Source organism: Parafrankia sp. FMc2 (genome assembly GCF_041008525.1).
GTDB lineage: Bacteria > Actinomycetota > Actinomycetes > Frankiales > Frankiaceae > Parafrankia.
The window spans coordinates 1-16,345 of record NZ_JBFLUG010000096.1; the positions used below are offsets into that span (position 1 = coordinate 1).

At 73.2% G+C, this 16,345-nt stretch carries 16 protein-coding genes; 4 read left to right on the forward strand and 12 right to left on the reverse strand.

The features are described from left to right. Together AB1460_RS25815 and AB1460_RS25820 are read right to left on the reverse strand one after the other, a co-directional pair. Positions 1–714, reverse strand: a 714-nt coding sequence (locus AB1460_RS25815) for an HNH endonuclease family protein (RefSeq protein ID WP_368964721.1), incomplete at its 3' end; no start/stop codon positions are given. Positions 715–813: 99 nt separating this feature from the next. Next, on the reverse strand, positions 814–2,733 hold the full coding sequence (locus tag AB1460_RS25820) for a protein kinase domain-containing protein (RefSeq protein ID WP_368964697.1): 1,920 nt from the start codon (positions 2,731–2,733) through the stop codon (positions 814–816). A 234-nt stretch (positions 2,734–2,967) separates the two neighbouring features. Between AB1460_RS25820 and AB1460_RS25825 the strand changes: the two genes are divergently transcribed. Next, the gene (locus AB1460_RS25825; RefSeq protein ID WP_368964698.1) at positions 2,968–3,141 is read left to right on the forward strand and encodes a hypothetical protein; all 174 of its coding nucleotides are present in this window, start codon (positions 2,968–2,970) and stop codon (positions 3,139–3,141) included. Positions 3,142–3,190: 49 nt separating this feature from the next. Here AB1460_RS25825 and AB1460_RS25830 read toward each other — a convergent pair whose 3' ends face one another. Then, on the reverse strand, positions 3,191–3,586 hold the full coding sequence (locus tag AB1460_RS25830; RefSeq protein ID WP_018636583.1) for a cold-shock protein: 396 nt from the start codon (positions 3,584–3,586) through the stop codon (positions 3,191–3,193). Positions 3,587–3,952: 366 nt separating this feature from the next. Between AB1460_RS25830 and AB1460_RS25835 the strand changes: the two genes are divergently transcribed. Continuing rightward, positions 3,953–4,192, forward strand: coding sequence for a hypothetical protein (locus tag AB1460_RS25835; protein ID WP_368964699.1), 240 nt, complete (start codon positions 3,953–3,955; stop codon positions 4,190–4,192). A gap of 67 nt (positions 4,193–4,259) precedes the next feature. Here the strand turns inward: AB1460_RS25835 and larE are convergent, their stop codons facing one another. After that, positions 4,260–5,660: an ATP-dependent sacrificial sulfur transferase LarE gene (gene larE, locus AB1460_RS25840; protein WP_420497360.1), complete on the reverse strand. Its 1,401-nt coding sequence runs from the start codon at positions 5,658–5,660 to the stop codon at positions 4,260–4,262. A 130-nt stretch (positions 5,661–5,790) separates the two neighbouring features. On the opposite strand from larE, the gene purS reads away from it, so the two are divergent. Beyond that, positions 5,791–6,012 (forward strand): phosphoribosylformylglycinamidine synthase subunit PurS, encoded by a 222-nt coding sequence (purS, locus tag AB1460_RS25845; RefSeq protein WP_368964700.1) that lies wholly within the window; start codon positions 5,791–5,793, stop codon positions 6,010–6,012. 38 nt (positions 6,013–6,050) lie between these two features. On the opposite strand, the gene AB1460_RS25850 is transcribed toward purS, so the two are convergent. The 4 genes from AB1460_RS25850 to AB1460_RS25865 all read right to left on the reverse strand — a co-directional run bounded on the left by AB1460_RS25850 (position 6,051) and on the right by AB1460_RS25865 (position 10,260). Further along, positions 6,051–6,401 (reverse strand): rhodanese-like domain-containing protein, encoded by a 351-nt coding sequence (locus AB1460_RS25850; protein ID WP_368964701.1) that lies wholly within the window; start codon positions 6,399–6,401, stop codon positions 6,051–6,053. Positions 6,402–6,505: 104 nt separating this feature from the next. Continuing rightward, positions 6,506–7,339: a 1,4-dihydroxy-6-naphthoate synthase gene (locus AB1460_RS25855; RefSeq protein ID WP_368964702.1), complete on the reverse strand. Its 834-nt coding sequence runs from the start codon at positions 7,337–7,339 to the stop codon at positions 6,506–6,508. 4 nt (positions 7,340–7,343) lie between these two features. After that, complete coding sequence (mqnB, locus tag AB1460_RS25860) at positions 7,344–8,279, reverse strand: futalosine hydrolase (RefSeq protein ID WP_368964703.1); 936 nt, start codon at positions 8,277–8,279, stop codon at positions 7,344–7,346. Between the two features lie 283 nt (positions 8,280–8,562). Continuing rightward, positions 8,563–10,260: an MFS transporter gene (locus AB1460_RS25865; RefSeq protein ID WP_368964704.1), complete on the reverse strand. Its 1,698-nt coding sequence runs from the start codon at positions 10,258–10,260 to the stop codon at positions 8,563–8,565. Positions 10,261–10,417: 157 nt separating this feature from the next. Between AB1460_RS25865 and AB1460_RS25870 the strand changes: the two genes are divergently transcribed. Then, a complete protein-coding gene (locus AB1460_RS25870) occupies positions 10,418–11,485 on the forward strand; it encodes a DUF3027 domain-containing protein (RefSeq protein ID WP_368964705.1) in 1,068 nt (355 codons plus the stop codon). 51 nt (positions 11,486–11,536) lie between these two features. Here the strand turns inward: AB1460_RS25870 and purL are convergent, their stop codons facing one another. The 4 genes from purL to AB1460_RS25890 form a co-directional block, all read right to left on the reverse strand. Next, positions 11,537–13,873: a phosphoribosylformylglycinamidine synthase subunit PurL gene (gene purL / locus AB1460_RS25875; protein ID WP_420497361.1), complete on the reverse strand. Its 2,337-nt coding sequence runs from the start codon at positions 13,871–13,873 to the stop codon at positions 11,537–11,539. Then, positions 13,848–14,840, reverse strand: coding sequence for an ABC transporter substrate-binding protein (locus AB1460_RS25880; RefSeq protein ID WP_368964707.1), 993 nt, complete (start codon positions 14,838–14,840; stop codon positions 13,848–13,850). The genes purL and AB1460_RS25880 overlap by 26 nt, the downstream gene beginning before the upstream one ends. Before the next feature lie 19 nt (positions 14,841–14,859). Continuing rightward, positions 14,860–15,579, reverse strand: coding sequence for a phosphoribosylformylglycinamidine synthase subunit PurQ (gene purQ / locus AB1460_RS25885; protein ID WP_368964708.1), 720 nt, complete (start codon positions 15,577–15,579; stop codon positions 14,860–14,862). 152 nt (positions 15,580–15,731) lie between these two features. Further along, the gene (locus tag AB1460_RS25890) at positions 15,732–16,334 is read right to left on the reverse strand and encodes an ATP-binding protein (RefSeq protein WP_368964709.1); all 603 of its coding nucleotides are present in this window, start codon (positions 16,332–16,334) and stop codon (positions 15,732–15,734) included. Positions 16,335–16,345 lie beyond the last annotated feature (11 nt).

Sequence of the window (16,345 nt, forward strand, 5' to 3'; positions counted from 1 at the left end):
CTCGCGCATGGCGGTGGCCTCCGCGAGCTCCAGCCAGAGGCCGTAGCGGGCCTTCAGGCCCACCTGGCGGGCGATGTACGGGCAGCGGGCACCGGGGCTCGGGGGGAGCCACTCGGAGGCGTCCTGGTCGCTCTTCCGCTGGTTCGTCGGTCCGTCCACGGCCAGCAGGTTCTCCGGGTCGTTCGCGAAGGCGAGCCGCTCCTGGCCCGACCATTCCAGCGCGCCGGTGCGCCAGGCATCCGCAAGCGGGATCACGTGGTCGATCTGGACGGCGGAGGCACTGCGCTCCCGGTCGAACCGCACCGTCCGCGTCGTGTACGGGTCCCGCAGCTCACCGGTCAGCACGATGCAGTCGTCCGACCTGCGGGTGGTGATACTGCGCAGGTCACGATGCAGGATGTCGTTGCGGGTGTCGCAGCCGTTTCTGTCGACGTCCGACCAGGACGCTCCGAACTCGTCCCGCCGATAGGGGGGTGAGTTGTCCTCGTCGCGGACGGGCAGCGTCCCGAGCAGCTCCAGGGCCGATCCGGTGGCCGCGGGCGCGTCGTCTGCGCCCGCGCCGGCTGCGGTGGGCGCCGGAGTGCCCGCCGCGGCGTCCAGGGCCTCGTTCACCTCGTCGCAGCCCCCGAGGAGCACCCCGAGCAGCAGCGCCGCGGCGGCGAGCAGTGCGCCGGCCCTGCTGCTCCGGTCGGCAATGGTGCCGCGCCCGCCCACCACGTCCCCGATCTGCCGGCCTGACCGGATCGCGTGCCGCGTCCGATGTGGTCCGTGATGGTCGATTCCCACCGCGGCAGCCACCGTAACCTGTGCCGGCTACAACGTGATCGTGACGCCTCGGCTTTCCGGGCGTTCGTGCAGCTCGAGGGCACGGGCCTCACTGTCCGCCGGGATGTCGAAGACGAAGGTGCCGGTCACTGTGGCGCCGGCACTGATTGTCGACCAGACGTCGTCCGGCAGGATGAAGCGGGCGAGGAAGTCCGCGGAGTGACTCTCGCCGTCCGTGGTGACCAGGGACTGGTCCTCGCTGCCCAGCACCCGCTCGGCCGGGCCGGTGTTGGTGATCCGCATGTCGGCCAGGCAGAACTGGCCGGAGGCCCAGCGGGGGATGAAATCACCCACCTTCTCCACCCCGCACTCAACCTTGGTCGCGACGAACTCCAGCTGGTCGTCACGCACCGGCGTGCCCAGGCTGGCTGTCCGGGGATCCGTTGTCGCCTCCGGCCGGGTCTGCCCGCCGGCAGCCGGTTGACCGCCGTCGGAGTCCCCGCCGGCGACGGCACTGATCAACCACGCGGCGAGGATGGCCGTGACCGCGACGGCGCCGAACAGGAGCAGCCGCTGCCGGGTCGAGCGGGGCGGCCCCGGCGTGCCGGTGCCGGTGCCCGCCGCCGGTGCCGACGGAGGCGGGTGAGGTCCCTGGCCGGGCGGACGGGCCGCGGGCCATCCCGCCGCGGACGGCCCCGCACCGGCCGGTGCCCCCGAGAACGGCGGCGCTCCTGCCGGCGTTGGCACGGCGATACCGGGATGTCCCGGCGCGCCGTTACCGGAACCGTCACCCGGTGCCGCGGCACCGCCTCGGCCACGTGGCCCGACCTGGCTGGGCGCGCCACCGTAGCTGGGCGGCCCACCCTGGGCAGGCGGCACGGCAGCGGGCTGGTGGAGCTGCCTCGCGGCCGGCACCCGGTCACCCTGCCTCGCGGACTGGGCACGGGAGGGCGTGAACTCGGGCAGCGTGCTGCCCCGGGTCAGGTTCAGCAGCTCTTCGGCCTGGTCGACGGCGGCGTCGCTCGGCCGCCAGGCGCCCCCGTCGCCGCTGTCAGCCGACGGCGTGGTGGGCGGCAGCGCGATGAGGTTCAGCAGCAGGTCGCGCGCGTTCGGGCGGGCGTCGGGATTCTTGGCGAGGGCGGCGGCGACCAGCGTCTTCAGACCGGGCGGCAGGCCCAGCAGGTCCGGCTCCCAGCTGACGATGCGGGTGCTCAGCTCCAGATCGGTTCCGGTGCCGAACGGGTGGTGGCCGGTTCCGGCGAAGGCCACCAGGATGCCCCAGGTGAAGACGTCGGCCTCCGGGCCGATCGGCTGGCCGTTCACCTGCTCGGGAGCCATCCAGCCGGCGGAGCCGAAGCCCCAGGCGGTCGGCTTGGCCTTGGCGCCTTCCAGCGCCTGCGCGATGCCGAAGTCGATCACCCGCGGCCCGGACATCGAGAGCAGCACATTGCTCGGCTTGAGGTCACGGTGGACGAGGCCGGCGCTGTGGATCGCGGTGAGCGCCGTGGCGACCCCGACGGCGAGCCCGGTCAGGGTCGACCCGCTGATGGGCCCGTTCTCGACCGCATGGTCCAGCCGGACGCCGTCGATGAACTCGGTCACCAGATAGGGGGCAGGTGCATCGGGGTCGGCGTCGAGCACCTCGGCGGTGCAGAACGGTGCGACGCGGCGTGCGGCGTCCACCTCCTGCCGGAACCGGCGGCGGAACTCCTCGTCGGCGGCCAGGTCCGGCCGGACGATCTTGACTGCGACCCGTCGGCCCGCCGACTCGGCCAGGTAGACGGTTCCCATCCCGCCGGCGCCGAGACGACGCAGCAGGCGGTAGGGGCCGATCACTCGGGGCTCGTGCGGGTGCAGCACCTCGCCCGGGGGCATGCCGCTCCCGGGCTGTCCGCGCGCCGCCGGGGCGTGTTCCCCGTTGTGATCCACGATGACGTCCACCTTCGGTGCCGGGGTCGCGGCGTCCATGGTCCATGGTCTGTTCGCAGTCTGCACCAACGCGCGGTCGGCTCCGCGTGAGCCGAAGCTATGGCCGGATTTTCCGGCCACACCGCGGCACCGCCCGCGACCTCCACCTGACGGACCGCCCTCCCTTTCGTCGATACAGGACGAGGGAGGCCTACCGCCGGTACTTCACGGTCGTTGATCCGACATCGCGGGTTGGCGAAACAGCGCGTGGGGTGTGCCGTGCGACCATGAACGATGAGCGACCTGCACGGGCCCTGGCTCGACTGCCCCTGGTGCGGCGGGCGGGTGCCGCTCGCCTACCTGGCGCCGTCGGACGAGGAGCCCGGCGCCGCAGCCGGTGTCTGTGCGGACTGTCGGCGCCGTGTCACGATCATGCCACCGGACGATCCCCTCGCCGCGGGGCCGTGACCACCGCGGCCCGGCGCCGCGGAGGCGGGCCCACTCGGCGCGGCGGGGCTCAGCGCTCGAGTTCGTTCGCCACGGCGTGCACGACCTTGGCGACCTTCTGGGCCGCCCGCCGGTCCGGGTAGCGCCCGCGACGCAACTCGCCCTGGATGTCGTCCAGGATCTGGATCATGTCCTCGACCATGCTGTGCAGTTCGTCGGGACTGCGCCGGTTGGCGTTCGCGGCGGCTTTGGCGACGGACGGCGGAGCCGCCAGAATCCGCACCGAGAGAGCCTGGTCGCCCCGGCGGCCGGCGGCCACCCCGAACTCGACGCGATCGCCGGGCTTGAGCCGATCGACACCGGCCGGAAGAGCGGCCTTGTGGACGAAGACGTCCTCGCCGTCATCACGGCTGAGAAATCCGAAACCCCGTTCGACATCGAACCACTTGACTCTGCCGGTGGGCACGGGCGACCTCGTTCTGCGATGCGGATCGGCGGGTTGACACGCGGTGACGAGTCCCAGGCTATCGGGCGTCCGCGCCGGGTGTAGGGGCTTCGCGGACGATGACGCTGCGTGGCCGGCGGGCCCGGAGACGTCCAGGCCAGAGGGGCTGCGCGTACCCGCAGGTCCGACGTGTGCACGATCGCGGAACAGCGGCGGAACACCCGGCGAACCGGTTCCTCGGCCGCCCGCCGGCGTTACAGAAGGCGCATCCGGGGCAGGAGGCCCATGCGCTGGGCCGGAGAGGGGCCGTGTGGCCCCGGTCGGGCGCGGAAGGGAATCAGCGCACCTACAGGTTCCGTCTGATCGATCGCCGGAGGAGTGAGTGTGATGCCCAAGCTGGACCAGAACCACGATGTCGATCTCGACTTCCGGGACGCGGATGCTCTGGCCGAGGCGGAGGAGAGCCGCCGCCGGGATGATGTGGCACGCACCTCCAGCGGACCCGTCGACCCGAAGGCGATGGCGGCGGCCGACGAGCTGTCCGTCTCCGAGGCCGAGGCGGCGGCCTACCGCGAGCATGCCGAGCGGGGCGCCCACCAGCAGGGCGAGGGCGCGCCGGAGGTCTGACCGCCGGCCGGTCCTGGTCCAGCCACCTGGTCCAGCGCCCCGGCCCCGCCCCGCCCCGGCCACGCCGCTACGCGGAGCCGGGCGCCGGGAGCAGCTCGTTCATCGAACCGGAGCGGAAGCCCCGGGGGTCGACCTCGACACGCGTGAAGCCGCAGTCCAGCACCACCGACGTCACCTCGGGGCTGGCTGCCAGGCGCGGGGCGTGCTCGGGGTCGACCTCGATGCGGGCGAGGCCGCCGAGGTCCCGGACACGCAGGTCGCGGAGGTGGAAGCCGGCGTCGGCGGCGGCCATGCGCAGGGTCGTCTCGGCCTGTTCCACCCTGGCCAGCCGGGCGGGGCTGACCTGCACCCCGTAGGCGATCCGACTGGCCAGGCAGGCAGCCGCCGGCTTGTCCCAGGTGGACAGGCCCCACTGCCGAGAGGCCGCCCGGACCTGCATCTTGGTCAGACCGGCGTCGAGCAGGGGGGTGCGCGCCCCCCTGCTCGACGCCGCGCTGATGCCCGGCCGGAAGCCGGCGACGGCGTCGTCGGCGTTCGTGCCGGTCACCACATGGTCCAGGTCGAGCTCGGCGGCGAGCGGGCCGAGCGTGTCGAGCAGCTCCGCCTTGCAGAAGTAACAGCGGTCCGCGCCGTTCGCGCGGTACTGGGCGCTGCTCATCTCGTCCGTCGCCGGCAGGACGTGCCGGACACCCAGGTCGGCGGCGAACCGGCGGGCGGCCTCGAGTTCCGCGGCGGGCAACGAGGGAGAGACCGCCGTGGCGGCGACCACGGAGCCGGCGCCGAGCGCGCGGACGGCCGCCGCCAGCAACAGCGCCGAATCGGCTCCGCCGGAGAACGCGACGAGAACCGAGCCGAGTTCGCGCAGCCGCTGCGCCAACAGGTCGAGCCGCCGGCGCAGCACCTCGTCGGCGAGCCAGGCGGGGAAGGCGGCGAGATCGTCCAGGACGACGTCCGCGCCGGCCGCGGCCAGCTCGGCGGCCGTGCACGGACCGGTGGGCACCGCGACGGCCAGCGCGCCGCCCGATCGCGCCCCGTGGACGTCCCCGAGGTGGTCGCCGACGAAGATGTCGACGCCGTGCTCGCGGAGCGCGGCGCCCTTGGCCTCGGCGAACAGCCAGCCCGCCACCTCGTCCGCGGCGAGGCCGACCTTTTCCAGGCTGGCCACGGCCAGCGGGCGGCTCTTCGCCGTCACCACCACCACCCGGCCGCCGGCGTGCCGGACGGCCTCCACCGCCTCGACGGCGTGCGGCATCGCGACGGACAGGGGCAGCGCGTGCGTGCTGTACAGCTCGCGGTAACGGACCACACGCCGGGCCACCTCGTCCGCCGGGAACCAGCGCGCCATCTCGTCTTCCACCGGGGGCCCGAGACGGGCCACGGCGGCCTCGCCGTCGATCGCCACGCCGGTCTCGGCAGTCAGGGCGGCGAACGCCGCGACGATTCCGCGGCGGGCGTCCAGCAGCGTCATGTCCAGGTCAAAACCGACGACCAGGGTGGATGTTCTCCAGGGGGACACCCGGTGAGCGTAACCAGCGGGCTCGGCGAGCCACCGGAAGCCGGTAGGGTCCGCGGGTGTGACCAGGGTTGTGGTGGATGTGATGCTCAAGCCGGAGATCCTCGACCCGCAGGGCCAGGCCGTGCTGACAGCACTGCCCCGGCTCGGCGTGAACGGGATCAGCGGCGTGCGCCAGGGCAAGCGGTTCGAGCTGGAGCTGGACGGCGAGGCCGATGCGGACGCACTCGCCCGCATCGACCATCTCGCCTCGACCCTGCTCGCGAACCCCGTGATCGAGGACTACGTCGTACGGGTCGAGGAGTAGCCGGTCCGGCTGCACGGCAGCGGCTGGAAGGCAGCCGGTCAGATGACCGTGGGGGCGACCGGACTGTCGCTCACCATCGGCCGCCCGGCGGCCTGCCAGCCGAGCATGCCGTCGACCAGGTTGCGGGCCTGCCAGCCCTCTCGCGCGAGATGCGCCGTGACTCTGGCGGACCGCGCGCCGGAGCGGCAGACGACGACGACGTCCCGCTCCCGGGGGACCTCGCCGATGCGGGCGAGAATCTCGCCCATCGGGATGTGGATCGCGCCGTCGATGTGACCGGCGGCCCACTCGTCGGGCTCGCGCACGTCGACGAGCATGGGACCGCCCTCGGCGGGCAGCTGAACGGGAAGTTCCGTCACGGTGACCGTTGGTATCTGCTCGGGACTCACAGCGCCATCCTGCCACCCGGTACGCCGGGCGGCGGATGCGGCGTCACGCTCACTGCCGCCCATCCGGGCAGACGTCCGTGACCGGACCGGGCGGACGCGCGGGTTCAGGCGTGCGGTGGCCAGGTGTCGAGCGCGCCGGGAGCCAGCGCGGGGACGAGGCCGGCGGCGGCGGCCCGCCCAAGCAGCTCGCCGACAGCGGCGCGGCCCTCATCCCCGAGGTCGAGCGTGAAGTCGTTCACGTACAGCTCGATGTGGGCGTTCACGACGTCGGGTGCCATCTCCTGCGCGTGCTCGACCACGAACGACGCGCTCGCGGACCGGTCGGCGAACGCCGCGGCCACGCTCGCCCGGACGGCGTCCGACAGGCACGCCGCGTCGAGCCCGCGGCGGGCCAGGATGGCGCCGAGCGGGATCGGGAGGCCGGTGTGGTCCTCCCACCAGTCCCCGAGATCGGCCACGGCGGTCAGCCCGTAGGACGGGTAGGTGAACCGCGACTCGTGGATCACCAGCCCGGCGTCGTACCCGCCGTCGCGGACCGCCGGCATGATCTGGTCGAACGGCAGAACCTCCACCGACCCGACGCCGATCTTCTCCGCCCACAGCCGGAACAGCAGGTACGCCGTGGTGCGCGTGCCCGGGATGGCGACCGACGCCCCGCGCAGGTCGGTGCGCCCCGCGGTCAGGACGAGCGGGCCGCAGCCGCGGCCGAGCGCGCTGCCCGCGGCGAGCAGGCTGTACCGGCCGAGCAGCCACGGCAGGGCCGCGTAGGACACCTTGACGAGGTCGTCGACACCGTCGGCGGCCCGTGCGTTCAGCACGTCGATGTCGGCGAACGTCGTCGACACCGGCGGCGCTCCCGGTACCAGCCCGTGCACCAGCGCGTGGAAGGCGAAGGTGTCGTTCGGGCAGGGCGAGATCGCGAGGCTGAGCGTGTCCACGGACCTAGTGTGCCGGCCCCTTCTCGGCCTGCGGGACGGGGACCAGGCCCTCCGGGTGCGCGACCAGCGCCGCGGCCGCGGTGCGCAGGCTGCCGAGCGCGGACTGCATGTTCCAGGACGCCCGGTCCCGACGGCCCACCAGGTTGCTGATCGCCCGGATCTCGGTCACCGGGACCCCGAACGCGCCGGCGGCGACCCCGACGGCGTAGCCCTCCATCGCCTCGGCGACCGGGTCCAGCCGGGAGGTGAGCGCGGCGGCCCGCCGCTCCGTCCCGGTCACGGTGGAGACGCTGACGACCGTGCCGCTGACGATGCGCCGCCCGGTGACACCCAGGACGGTCGTCATCCGCCGGACCAACCCGGCGTCGGGCTGCAGGGTCGACGAGCCGAGGCCGAGCTCGTCCATGGTCAGGAACGCTCCGGCGGCGACCGGCCCGGTCGGGGGCCCGGTCTGCGGAGAGGGCGCACCGGGCGGGTAGAAGCCCAGGTTGCGATCCATCTCGCTGACCCGGACCGGGGGAGTGGCCTCCGCCGGCTCGTCCAGGCCGGACTCGGCGCCGAGGTCGGCGGCGACCAGCCGGTCGGCGATGACGAGATCACCGATCTCGGCCCAGCCGCGGAACCCGCCGGCGACACCCATGGCGATGACCAGCCCGAACGGCTCGCCGGCCGCACTGGCCACCGACAGCGCGACGGCGGTGCCGGCCGCTGCCGCGGGACCGGCCGGCCCGGCGGCGAGGACGGTCACCGGGCCTCGCCGGCGGCCCACGTAGGGGCCGAGGGTGGAGGTGGTCAGCAGCTGCCGGTCCCAGTCCGGCGAGACCAGCCCTCCGGGGCCGGACGGGGTGCGCGAGCGGCCGCGTGACCAGCTCCCCATCAGACCTGCGCACACTGCGTCCGCCTCGGCGTTCACCGCGGTGACGATGAGGGTGCGGGTCATGACCCACTCAAGATCATGGTCTGGACGTGTCCTCGTTCTGCCGTCGTGTCGATGGGGCGCCGGTCCGCATTCAGGCGACCGTGCCGGACGGCGAGGTAACGCCACGATGCCTGGAGGATGGTGCAAACCGGACTAGTTGACGGACCCTAGCATCGCGATCGACCCTCCGTGGTTCCGCACACGTTGAGTTATTTAATAACTACGCTATTTCCGTTTCTGCTGCGCCGACCGCCGGCCCGGGCTACTGTCATTGGCCCGTTTCCGCCCGCGGTGGCCGTATCGCTCAGCGATCCCGCCGCCCGCGGCGTCCGCGGCGTCGAATGATCTCAGATGCCGGCGCCTGCGATCCCTGGTCAGTGAATTCCGGCACGTTCCGCACTGCTCCATACGACTCCGGTCCATACGACTCCGGTGCCGTCGGGATCGTCAGGTCCGGCACCGTCGGCCGCAGCGCCGGCGGTCGGGCCGGCGGCCGTGCCGGGTCTGTCACGGCCGGTGCCGCGGTGCCGCGGAAGGGCACCGTCCCCTCCGCCTCCGCCTCCGGGCCCGGTGCCGGCCCCGGACCCGGCACCCGCCATCCGACCGGGACGTCGGCCCGGGGGTCCGGGGCGTAACCGGCAGGGACCGTCGGGACGCCCGCGGCGCCGGGCCGGACCGTCTGCTGGTGCCGGTCGCGTGCCTGTTCGTGGGCCCGGTGCAGGGCGCGGGACTGAAATACGAGGGTGAGCCCGACGACCGCGGCGGCGAGTGTGAACCCAAGTGCTCCCGGCATCTCGATCAGCCCGAAGGCCCCGCCTGTCACCCAGCCGAGCTGCAGGGCCGTCTCCGACCGAGCGAAGGCGGAACCACGGGTGTCCTCCACGATGTCGCGCTGAATGATCGCGTCCAGCGCCAGCTTGCCCATCGAGCCCGCCGTCATGGCCAGCAGTGCCGCCACCAGCGACGTGAGCCGGGTGTAGGTCACCGCGGCCACCAGACAGCCGGCCGTCGGCAGCAGCAGGCTCAGCATCAGGATGCCCTCGGGGCGCCGGCGCCCCAGCCGCCCGCCGATCAGGACGCCGATACCGCTGCCCAGGCCGGCTGTCGCGGCGAGCGCGCCGAGCCAGAGGTTGTTCCCGCCGCTCGTCCGCAGCAGGAAGGCGAGGTAGAAGGTGAGAAAGCCCACCAGGCCGCGGAGGACGAGCGTGGCCCGCAGCGCGACCGGGAGGGCACCGAGCACCGCCGCGACCCGGGTGCGCAGGCTGCCGCGGCGGCGCGGCCCGGTCAACTCGCGCAGCGTCCGCTCGCCGGCCGCGGAGTCGACGTGGCCGGGCAGGTTGAACGCGAGCAGCACGCCGGCCATGTAGACCAGTGCGCACGCCCGCAGCACCCAGGGATAACCGACGAAGGGAATGCTGGCCAGCCCCAGGCCGAGGGGCGCGACGATCGCGCCGGCGACGATGTTGACGAGCGAGATGCGCGAGTTGACCTTGACCAGGGTCATTTCCGGCGGGGTGACCCGTGGGACGACCGCGCTGCGGGCCACCCCGAAGGCACGGGAAAGTACCAGCAGCCCCAGGGCGAGCGGATAGACGGCGAGCCCGTCCAGCGCTCCGGCGAGCTGCCAGGCCAGCAGGCACCGTCCGAGGCAGATGGCGGCGAGAGCGGTCCGCCGGCCGTGGGTGACCCGGTCGAGCAGCGGGCCGACAACCGGCGCCAGCAGCGCGAACGGAACCATCGTGATCAGCAGGTAGAGCGCGACCTTGGAACGGGCCTCCCCGGTCGGTACCGCGAAGAACAGCGAACCGGCCAGTGCCACCGTGACGAGTGCGTCACCCGCCGCGTTGACGAACGACAACTCGGTCAACGAGGAAAGCCCGGACTGTTGCGCCCCGTCGCGACGAATGGTCCCACGCAGGCGGTTGAGGCCCCCGGTGAGTGCGCTTCCGAACTTCACGGTGCCGAGTCTGCTCGCCCCTACCGCCCGAGACCACGACCACATCGGGCGGGGCGGCCATCGGTGAGTGAGAATACGTGCCGTGGAAGCACTAGACGTTCGTTCCGAGTCGGCTGGGGCTCGTGCGTCCCACGGGTCGTCGCGTGGTACCGGCGAGCCGTCAGCCGATGCCGCGACGGATCACAGTGAGGCCACGCCCCCGGTGGTCACCGAGCCCGCACCACCGCGACCCCCCCGCCGCCGCTCACCGCGGCGCACCTCCCCGGCAGCCGGAGCAGCCGAGCCGGCAGCCGAGCCGGCTGCCGAGCCGACCCCCAGCCCGCCCGCACCCCCGCCCGATGAGGTGACCGCGCGCGTGACGCCGGAGACACCGTCGCCTGAGACGGCGCCGAGAGCACGGGCCGGCCGGGCGACCCGCACGACGCGTGAGCCGGCGCCCGACGCCGTGTGCGCCGCCGCGGTGGACCTCGCCCGGGCCGCGGCCGAAGAGGAGGCCGGCGACCCGGCGGAGGTCGGTGAGCACCTGGGCGTCGAGGCGGAGGCGGACCGGCTGGTGCTGCACCGCTTCGCCTGCCTGTCCCCGGCCTACGTCGGCTGGACCTGGACGGTGGCCGTCGCGCGTGCCCCCCGCCTGCGGAAGGTGACCGTCAACGACGTGGTTCTGATGCCGGGCGAGGGCGCGGTCCTCGCACCCGCCTGGGTCCCGTGGTCGGAGCGCCTGCGGCCGGGTGACGTCGGGGTGGGTGACCTGCTGCCCACCGCCGTCGACGACCCCCGCCTCACGCTGCGGGCCGGCGACGCGCTGGAGTTCGATGACGCCGACGTCTGGATGGAACTGGGGCTCGGCCGGCCCCGGATCCTTTCCCTGGCGGGCCGGGAGGACACGGCGCAGCGCTGGTACGGCGGTGACGCCGGCCCGGAGGCCTCCATCGCCAAGGTCGCGCCAGCGTCCTGCCTGACCTGTGGGTTCCACGTGCGGCTCGTCGGTGTGCTGGGGCGCATGTTCGGCGTCTGCGCCAACGAGCTGGCGCCGGACGACAGCCGGGTCACCTCGATCGACCACGGCTGCGGCGCACATTCCGAGGCGCTGGTCGCGCCGTCGGCGCACCCGGAGCCGGTGCCGTTCGACGAGGACCCGTCCGACCTGATGCCGACGGACGTCGAACTGGTCGGCGTGGCCGCGTGGGCGCACGGGCCCGGCTCGGTGGCGGACACCCCCGCCGGACGCACCGACGACAGCACCGACACCGAGCCCTACGGCCACTCCTGACGCCCCGGCCCGGCCCCGGGACGGGTGTCCCGGGGCCGGGCCTGGGGTGGGTCAGACGGTGTGGCCGAACAGGCGGGGCAGGGTGCCCTCGTGGGCCGTCCGCAGCTCGTCCAGCGGAACGGTGAACTGGCCCGCCACGTCGAGGCTGCCGCCGGTGACGGTGCCGAGGAGCCGCCACGGCAGGTCCCGGGCGGCGCAGAGCCGTGCCAGCTCGTCGCGGCGCCCGCCGGGCACCGCCACCACCGCGCGCCCGGCGGACTCGCTGAACAGCTCGACGAACGGGTCGGCGCCGGTGGGCAGGTCGATCCGTGCGCCGCGGCCGCCCCGCAGGCAGGACTCGACCAGCGCCTGGGCGAGCCCGCCCTCGGAGAGGTCGTGGGCCGCGGTGAACAGCCCGTCCCGCGCCCCGGCGATGAGCACCTCGGCGAGCGCCTTCTCCCGCACCAGGTCGACCGCGGGCGGCGTCCCGCCGAGGTGACCGTGGGTGACCCAGGACCACTCGGAGCCACCGAACTCGTCCCCGGTCTCGCCGAGCAGCACCAGGGTGTCGCCGTCGCCGGTGAAGCCGATGGACGTCCGGCGGCGCACGTCGTCGAACAGCCCAAGCACGCCGACGACCGGCGTCGGGTGGATCGGCGTCGACCCGGTCTGGTTGTAGAACGACACGTTGCCGCCGGTGACCGGCAGCCCGAGCCGCCGGCAGGCGTCGGCGAGCCCGGCGCAGGCCTGCGCGAACTGCCACATGACCTCCGGATCCTCCGGGGAGCCGAAGTTCAGGCAGTTGGTGACGGCGATCGGCTCGGCACCGGCGGCGGCGACGTTGCGGCACGCCTCGGCGAGCGCCAGCTGGGCCCCGGCGAACGGGTCGAGCCGGGCGTAGCGCCCGTTGCCGTCGGTGGCCAGCGCGATGCCGAGCCCGGAGTCGGACAGCCGCAGCACGCCGGCGTCCTCGGGCTGGGCCAGCACCGTGTTGGCCTGCACGTACCGGTCGTACTGCTCGGTCACCCACGCCCGCGAGCACAGGTTCGGGGAGGCGATCAGGCGCAGCAGTGTCGCGCGCAGCGCGTCGCCCGTCCTCGGCCGTTCCAGGGCCGTCGGGACGTCCGCGTGCAGCAGGTCCAGGTCGGCCGGGCGGCGCAGCGGACGCTCGTAGACGGGCCCGTCGTCGGCCAGTGAACCGGGCGGGACGTCCACCACGGTCTCGCCGTGCCAGCGCACGATCAGCCGGCCGCTGTCGGTGACGGTGCCGATCCGGGTGGCGATCACACCCCAGCGCTCGGCGAGGGCCAGCACCTCCGGCAGGACGTCCGGGGTGACGATGGCCAGCATCCGCTCCTGCGACTCGCTGGCGAGGACCTCATGGGCCTCCATCGACGCCTCACGGAGCGGGACGAGGTCGAGGTCGACCTCCATGCCGCCCGGCTGGCCGGTGGCGATGCCGGCGGCGGTCGTCTCGGTCAGCGCGCAGGTCAGGCCGGCGCCGCCGAGGTCCTGGATGCCGGTGACGAGGCCGCGGTCGAACAGCTCGAGGCAGCACTCGATCAGGATCTTCTCGGTGAAGGGGTCTCCGACCTGCACCGACGGGCGCCGTGCCGGGCCGCCGTCCGCCTCGAACGTCGCCGACGCCAGGACGGACACGCCGCCGATCCCGTCCCGCCCGGTCTTCGCGCCGAGCAGGACCACGGCATTGCCCACTCCGGTGGCCGCCGACGTCTGGACCCGGCCGACCGGCATCACACCGACGCACAGCGCGTTGACCAGCGGGTTACCGCCGTACACCGGGTCGAAGACGACCTCGCCGCCGATGTTCGGCAGGCCCAGGCAGTTGCCGTAGCCGCCGATGCCGGCGACCACACCCGGCAGGACCCGGGCGGTGTCGGGCGCGTCGGCCGCCCCGAACCGCAGCGGGTCGAGGACGCCGATCGGCCGTGCGCCCATCGTCAGAATGTCGCGGACGATGCCGCCGACGCCGGTGGCCGCGCCCTGGTACGGCTCCACGAAGCTCGGATGGTTGTGCGACTCGACCTTGAACGTGACGGCCAGGCCCTCGCCGACGTCCACCACGCCCGCGTTCTCGCCCATGCCGACCAGGAGCCGGTCGGTGGCCGGAGTGTCCCGGAACTGGCGGAGGTGGACCTTGGAGGACTTGTACGAGCAGTGCTCGCTCCACATGACCGAGTACATGGCCAGTTCGGCGCCGGTGGGGACGCGGCCGAGCGTCGCGAGGATCCGCTCGTATTCGTCGTCGGTCAGGCCCAGCTCGCGATAGGGCTGCTGGGCGGCCTGCCCGGCGGGGCCGGTGGTGGGGGCGGAAGGGGTTCCGGTCACGGTCCCATCCTGGCTGATGCGCAGGCCGGCCGGGTCAGGCGCCCAGCAGGCCCCTGTCAGCGAGGTAGTCGCGGGCGACGTCCTCGGCCTTCTGCCGCTCGGCGTCGACCTTCTTGTTCAGCTCGGCGAGGTCGGCGGTGGTGAGCACCGGGGCCAGCGCGTTCAGCGCGTCTGCGATCTCGGGGGTGAGCGAGCCGGAGTGCACGATCGGCACGAGGTTGTCGGCGTTCTGCAGCTTCCGGTCGTCCGTCAGCACGACAAGGTCGTAGTCGGCGACGGTGGCGTCGGTGGTGAGCACCAGGCCGAGCTGCGCGATGTCGTCCCGCACGGCCGCCTTGGTCTGGGCAGTCGCCACCCCGGTCTCGATGATGCCCGAGATCCTGATGCCGTAGACCCGCACCAGGCCGGGCTCGCAGAAGGGACGGTTGGCGCATTCGGCGCCGGCCGCGAGCCGGACGGGGAGACCGCTGGCCCCCAGATCCGACAGGGAGGTCAGACGGTGCCGCTCGGCGAAGGTCCGGCTGACGGCGAACGCGTTCTGGTCGACGGCGTCTGCCGGTTCGAGGACGCTCAGCCCCACCTCCTCCGCGAGGCCGCGGAGCAGGCGCAGGGTCGAGTCGAGATCCGAGGAGACGATCGATCCGGCGGGGCCGGTGGCCTCCGCGGCGGCGGCCTCGTCGCCCGCGGAACGGCCTGGGCCCAGCTGGGAGTTGAGCAGGCCCGCGTAGGTCGCCACGTACTGCGGCATCGCGTCGATCCGCCCGTCCTCCAGCGCGGACTGCGCGATCTCGGTGTTCTGGACCGATGTCCGCTCCACCTGGTAGCCGGCCTGGCCGAGGAGCTCGCCGTACATGTCGGCGAGGATCTTGCTCTCGGTGAAACCGGCGTCGGCCACGGTGAGCGAGCCGAGCTGGCTGTCAGTCGACTCCGAGCAGCCCGCGATCGCCAGCAGCAGGGCGACGACGGCAGCGAGAGCGGCCACCGCGGCCGCGCGCGGCGCGCGCACCGCGCTGGGGCGTACAGTCACGCTCGGCCACCCATGCGGGTCAGGCGGCCGCGCGGAGCAGGCCGTCCAGCACCGAGGTGAACATCCGCAGGCCGTCCGTACCCGGTCCGGTCAGGTCCTCCACCGCGTGCTCCGGATGGGGCATCAGCCCGACCACCCGCCGGTTCTCACTGCACACCCCGGCGATGTCGTCCACCGACCCGTTCGGGTTTCCCCCCGTGTAGCGCACCACCACCCGGTCCTGGGCGGTCAGCTCGGCCAGCGCCGGCGCGTCGATGACGTAACGGCCCTCGCCGTGCTTCACCGGGATGACGATCTCCTCGCCGGCGGCGAACGAGCCGGTCCAGGCAGTGTCGCTGGTCTCGACCCGCAGCCGCTGGTCGCGGCACACGAAATGCAGCCCGGCGTTGCGGGTCAGCGCTCCGGGTAGCAGTCCGGCCTCGCACAGGACCTGGAACCCGTTGCAGATCCCGAGCACCGGCAGGCCCGCCCCGGCCGCGGCGACGACGGCGCCGACCACCGGTGAGAACCGGGCGATCGCGCCCGCCCGCAGGTAGTCACCGTAGGAGAAACCACCGGGCAGCACGATCGCGTCGACCCCGTGCAGGTCGTCGTCACCGTGCCAGAGCGGGACGGGCTCGGCGCCGGCGAGCCGCACGGCCACGGCGGCGTCCCGGTCATCCAGCGAGCCCGGGAACGTCACCACGCCGACCCTGGGCGGGCGCCCGCTACCTGCCTCGCCGGCGGGAACTGCCACCATCTCCGCACCACCGTCCTCGACCCACGCCGTCCGACCTCGGGGTAACCGGCCTCAACCTACCGGCCGGACCGGCGCACAACCATGGGGCAGCGCCCGAAGCCCCGAGCCGAAACCCCGGCCGGGCCGGGACACCGAGCTGGGACGAGGCCGCGCTACGGCTGGTCGGGTGGCTGCCGGGGGCGTGCCGACCAGGGACCGTGACGAGTGGGTATGTGGTGAAGGCGTCGGCCGGGGTGATCCTTGTTCCAGGTCAGAAGCTTCTCCAGATGTACCCGCGTGCCCGGATGCGGGCCCTCGACGGCGTCGAACCGGACGTTGTCCATCAGTGCGCGCATCATCAGAATCCCGCGCCCCCGTTCCGGTAGCAGCTCGGTAGGACCGAGCAGAGACGGATCGGGCCCTTCAGGTTCTTCCCAGTCGGGTTTGCGGCCGTCCGGGTCGTCGGGCCCGTTGGTGCCGTCGCCGTCCCTGCCCGGGAAACCGTCGTCACTGTCGGAGGAACCGGTGAGGCCGCTTCCGTGATCGACGACCTCGATCACGGCCACCGTGTTGTCGACGCCGACCGATACCTCGTACTCGTCGTCCGCAGTCGCATGAATCAGGACGTTCGCGCACGCCTCGGTCAGTGCGATCTCGACATCATCGATGCAGTCCTGGGAAACCCCGAGGACTTCCAGCGCCTGCGCGCATATTCGGCGGACAATCGGAATGGAGATTTCATCCCGGGGGAGCGACAAGCCGAGTTTGATCTCCATGCCGATGGGTG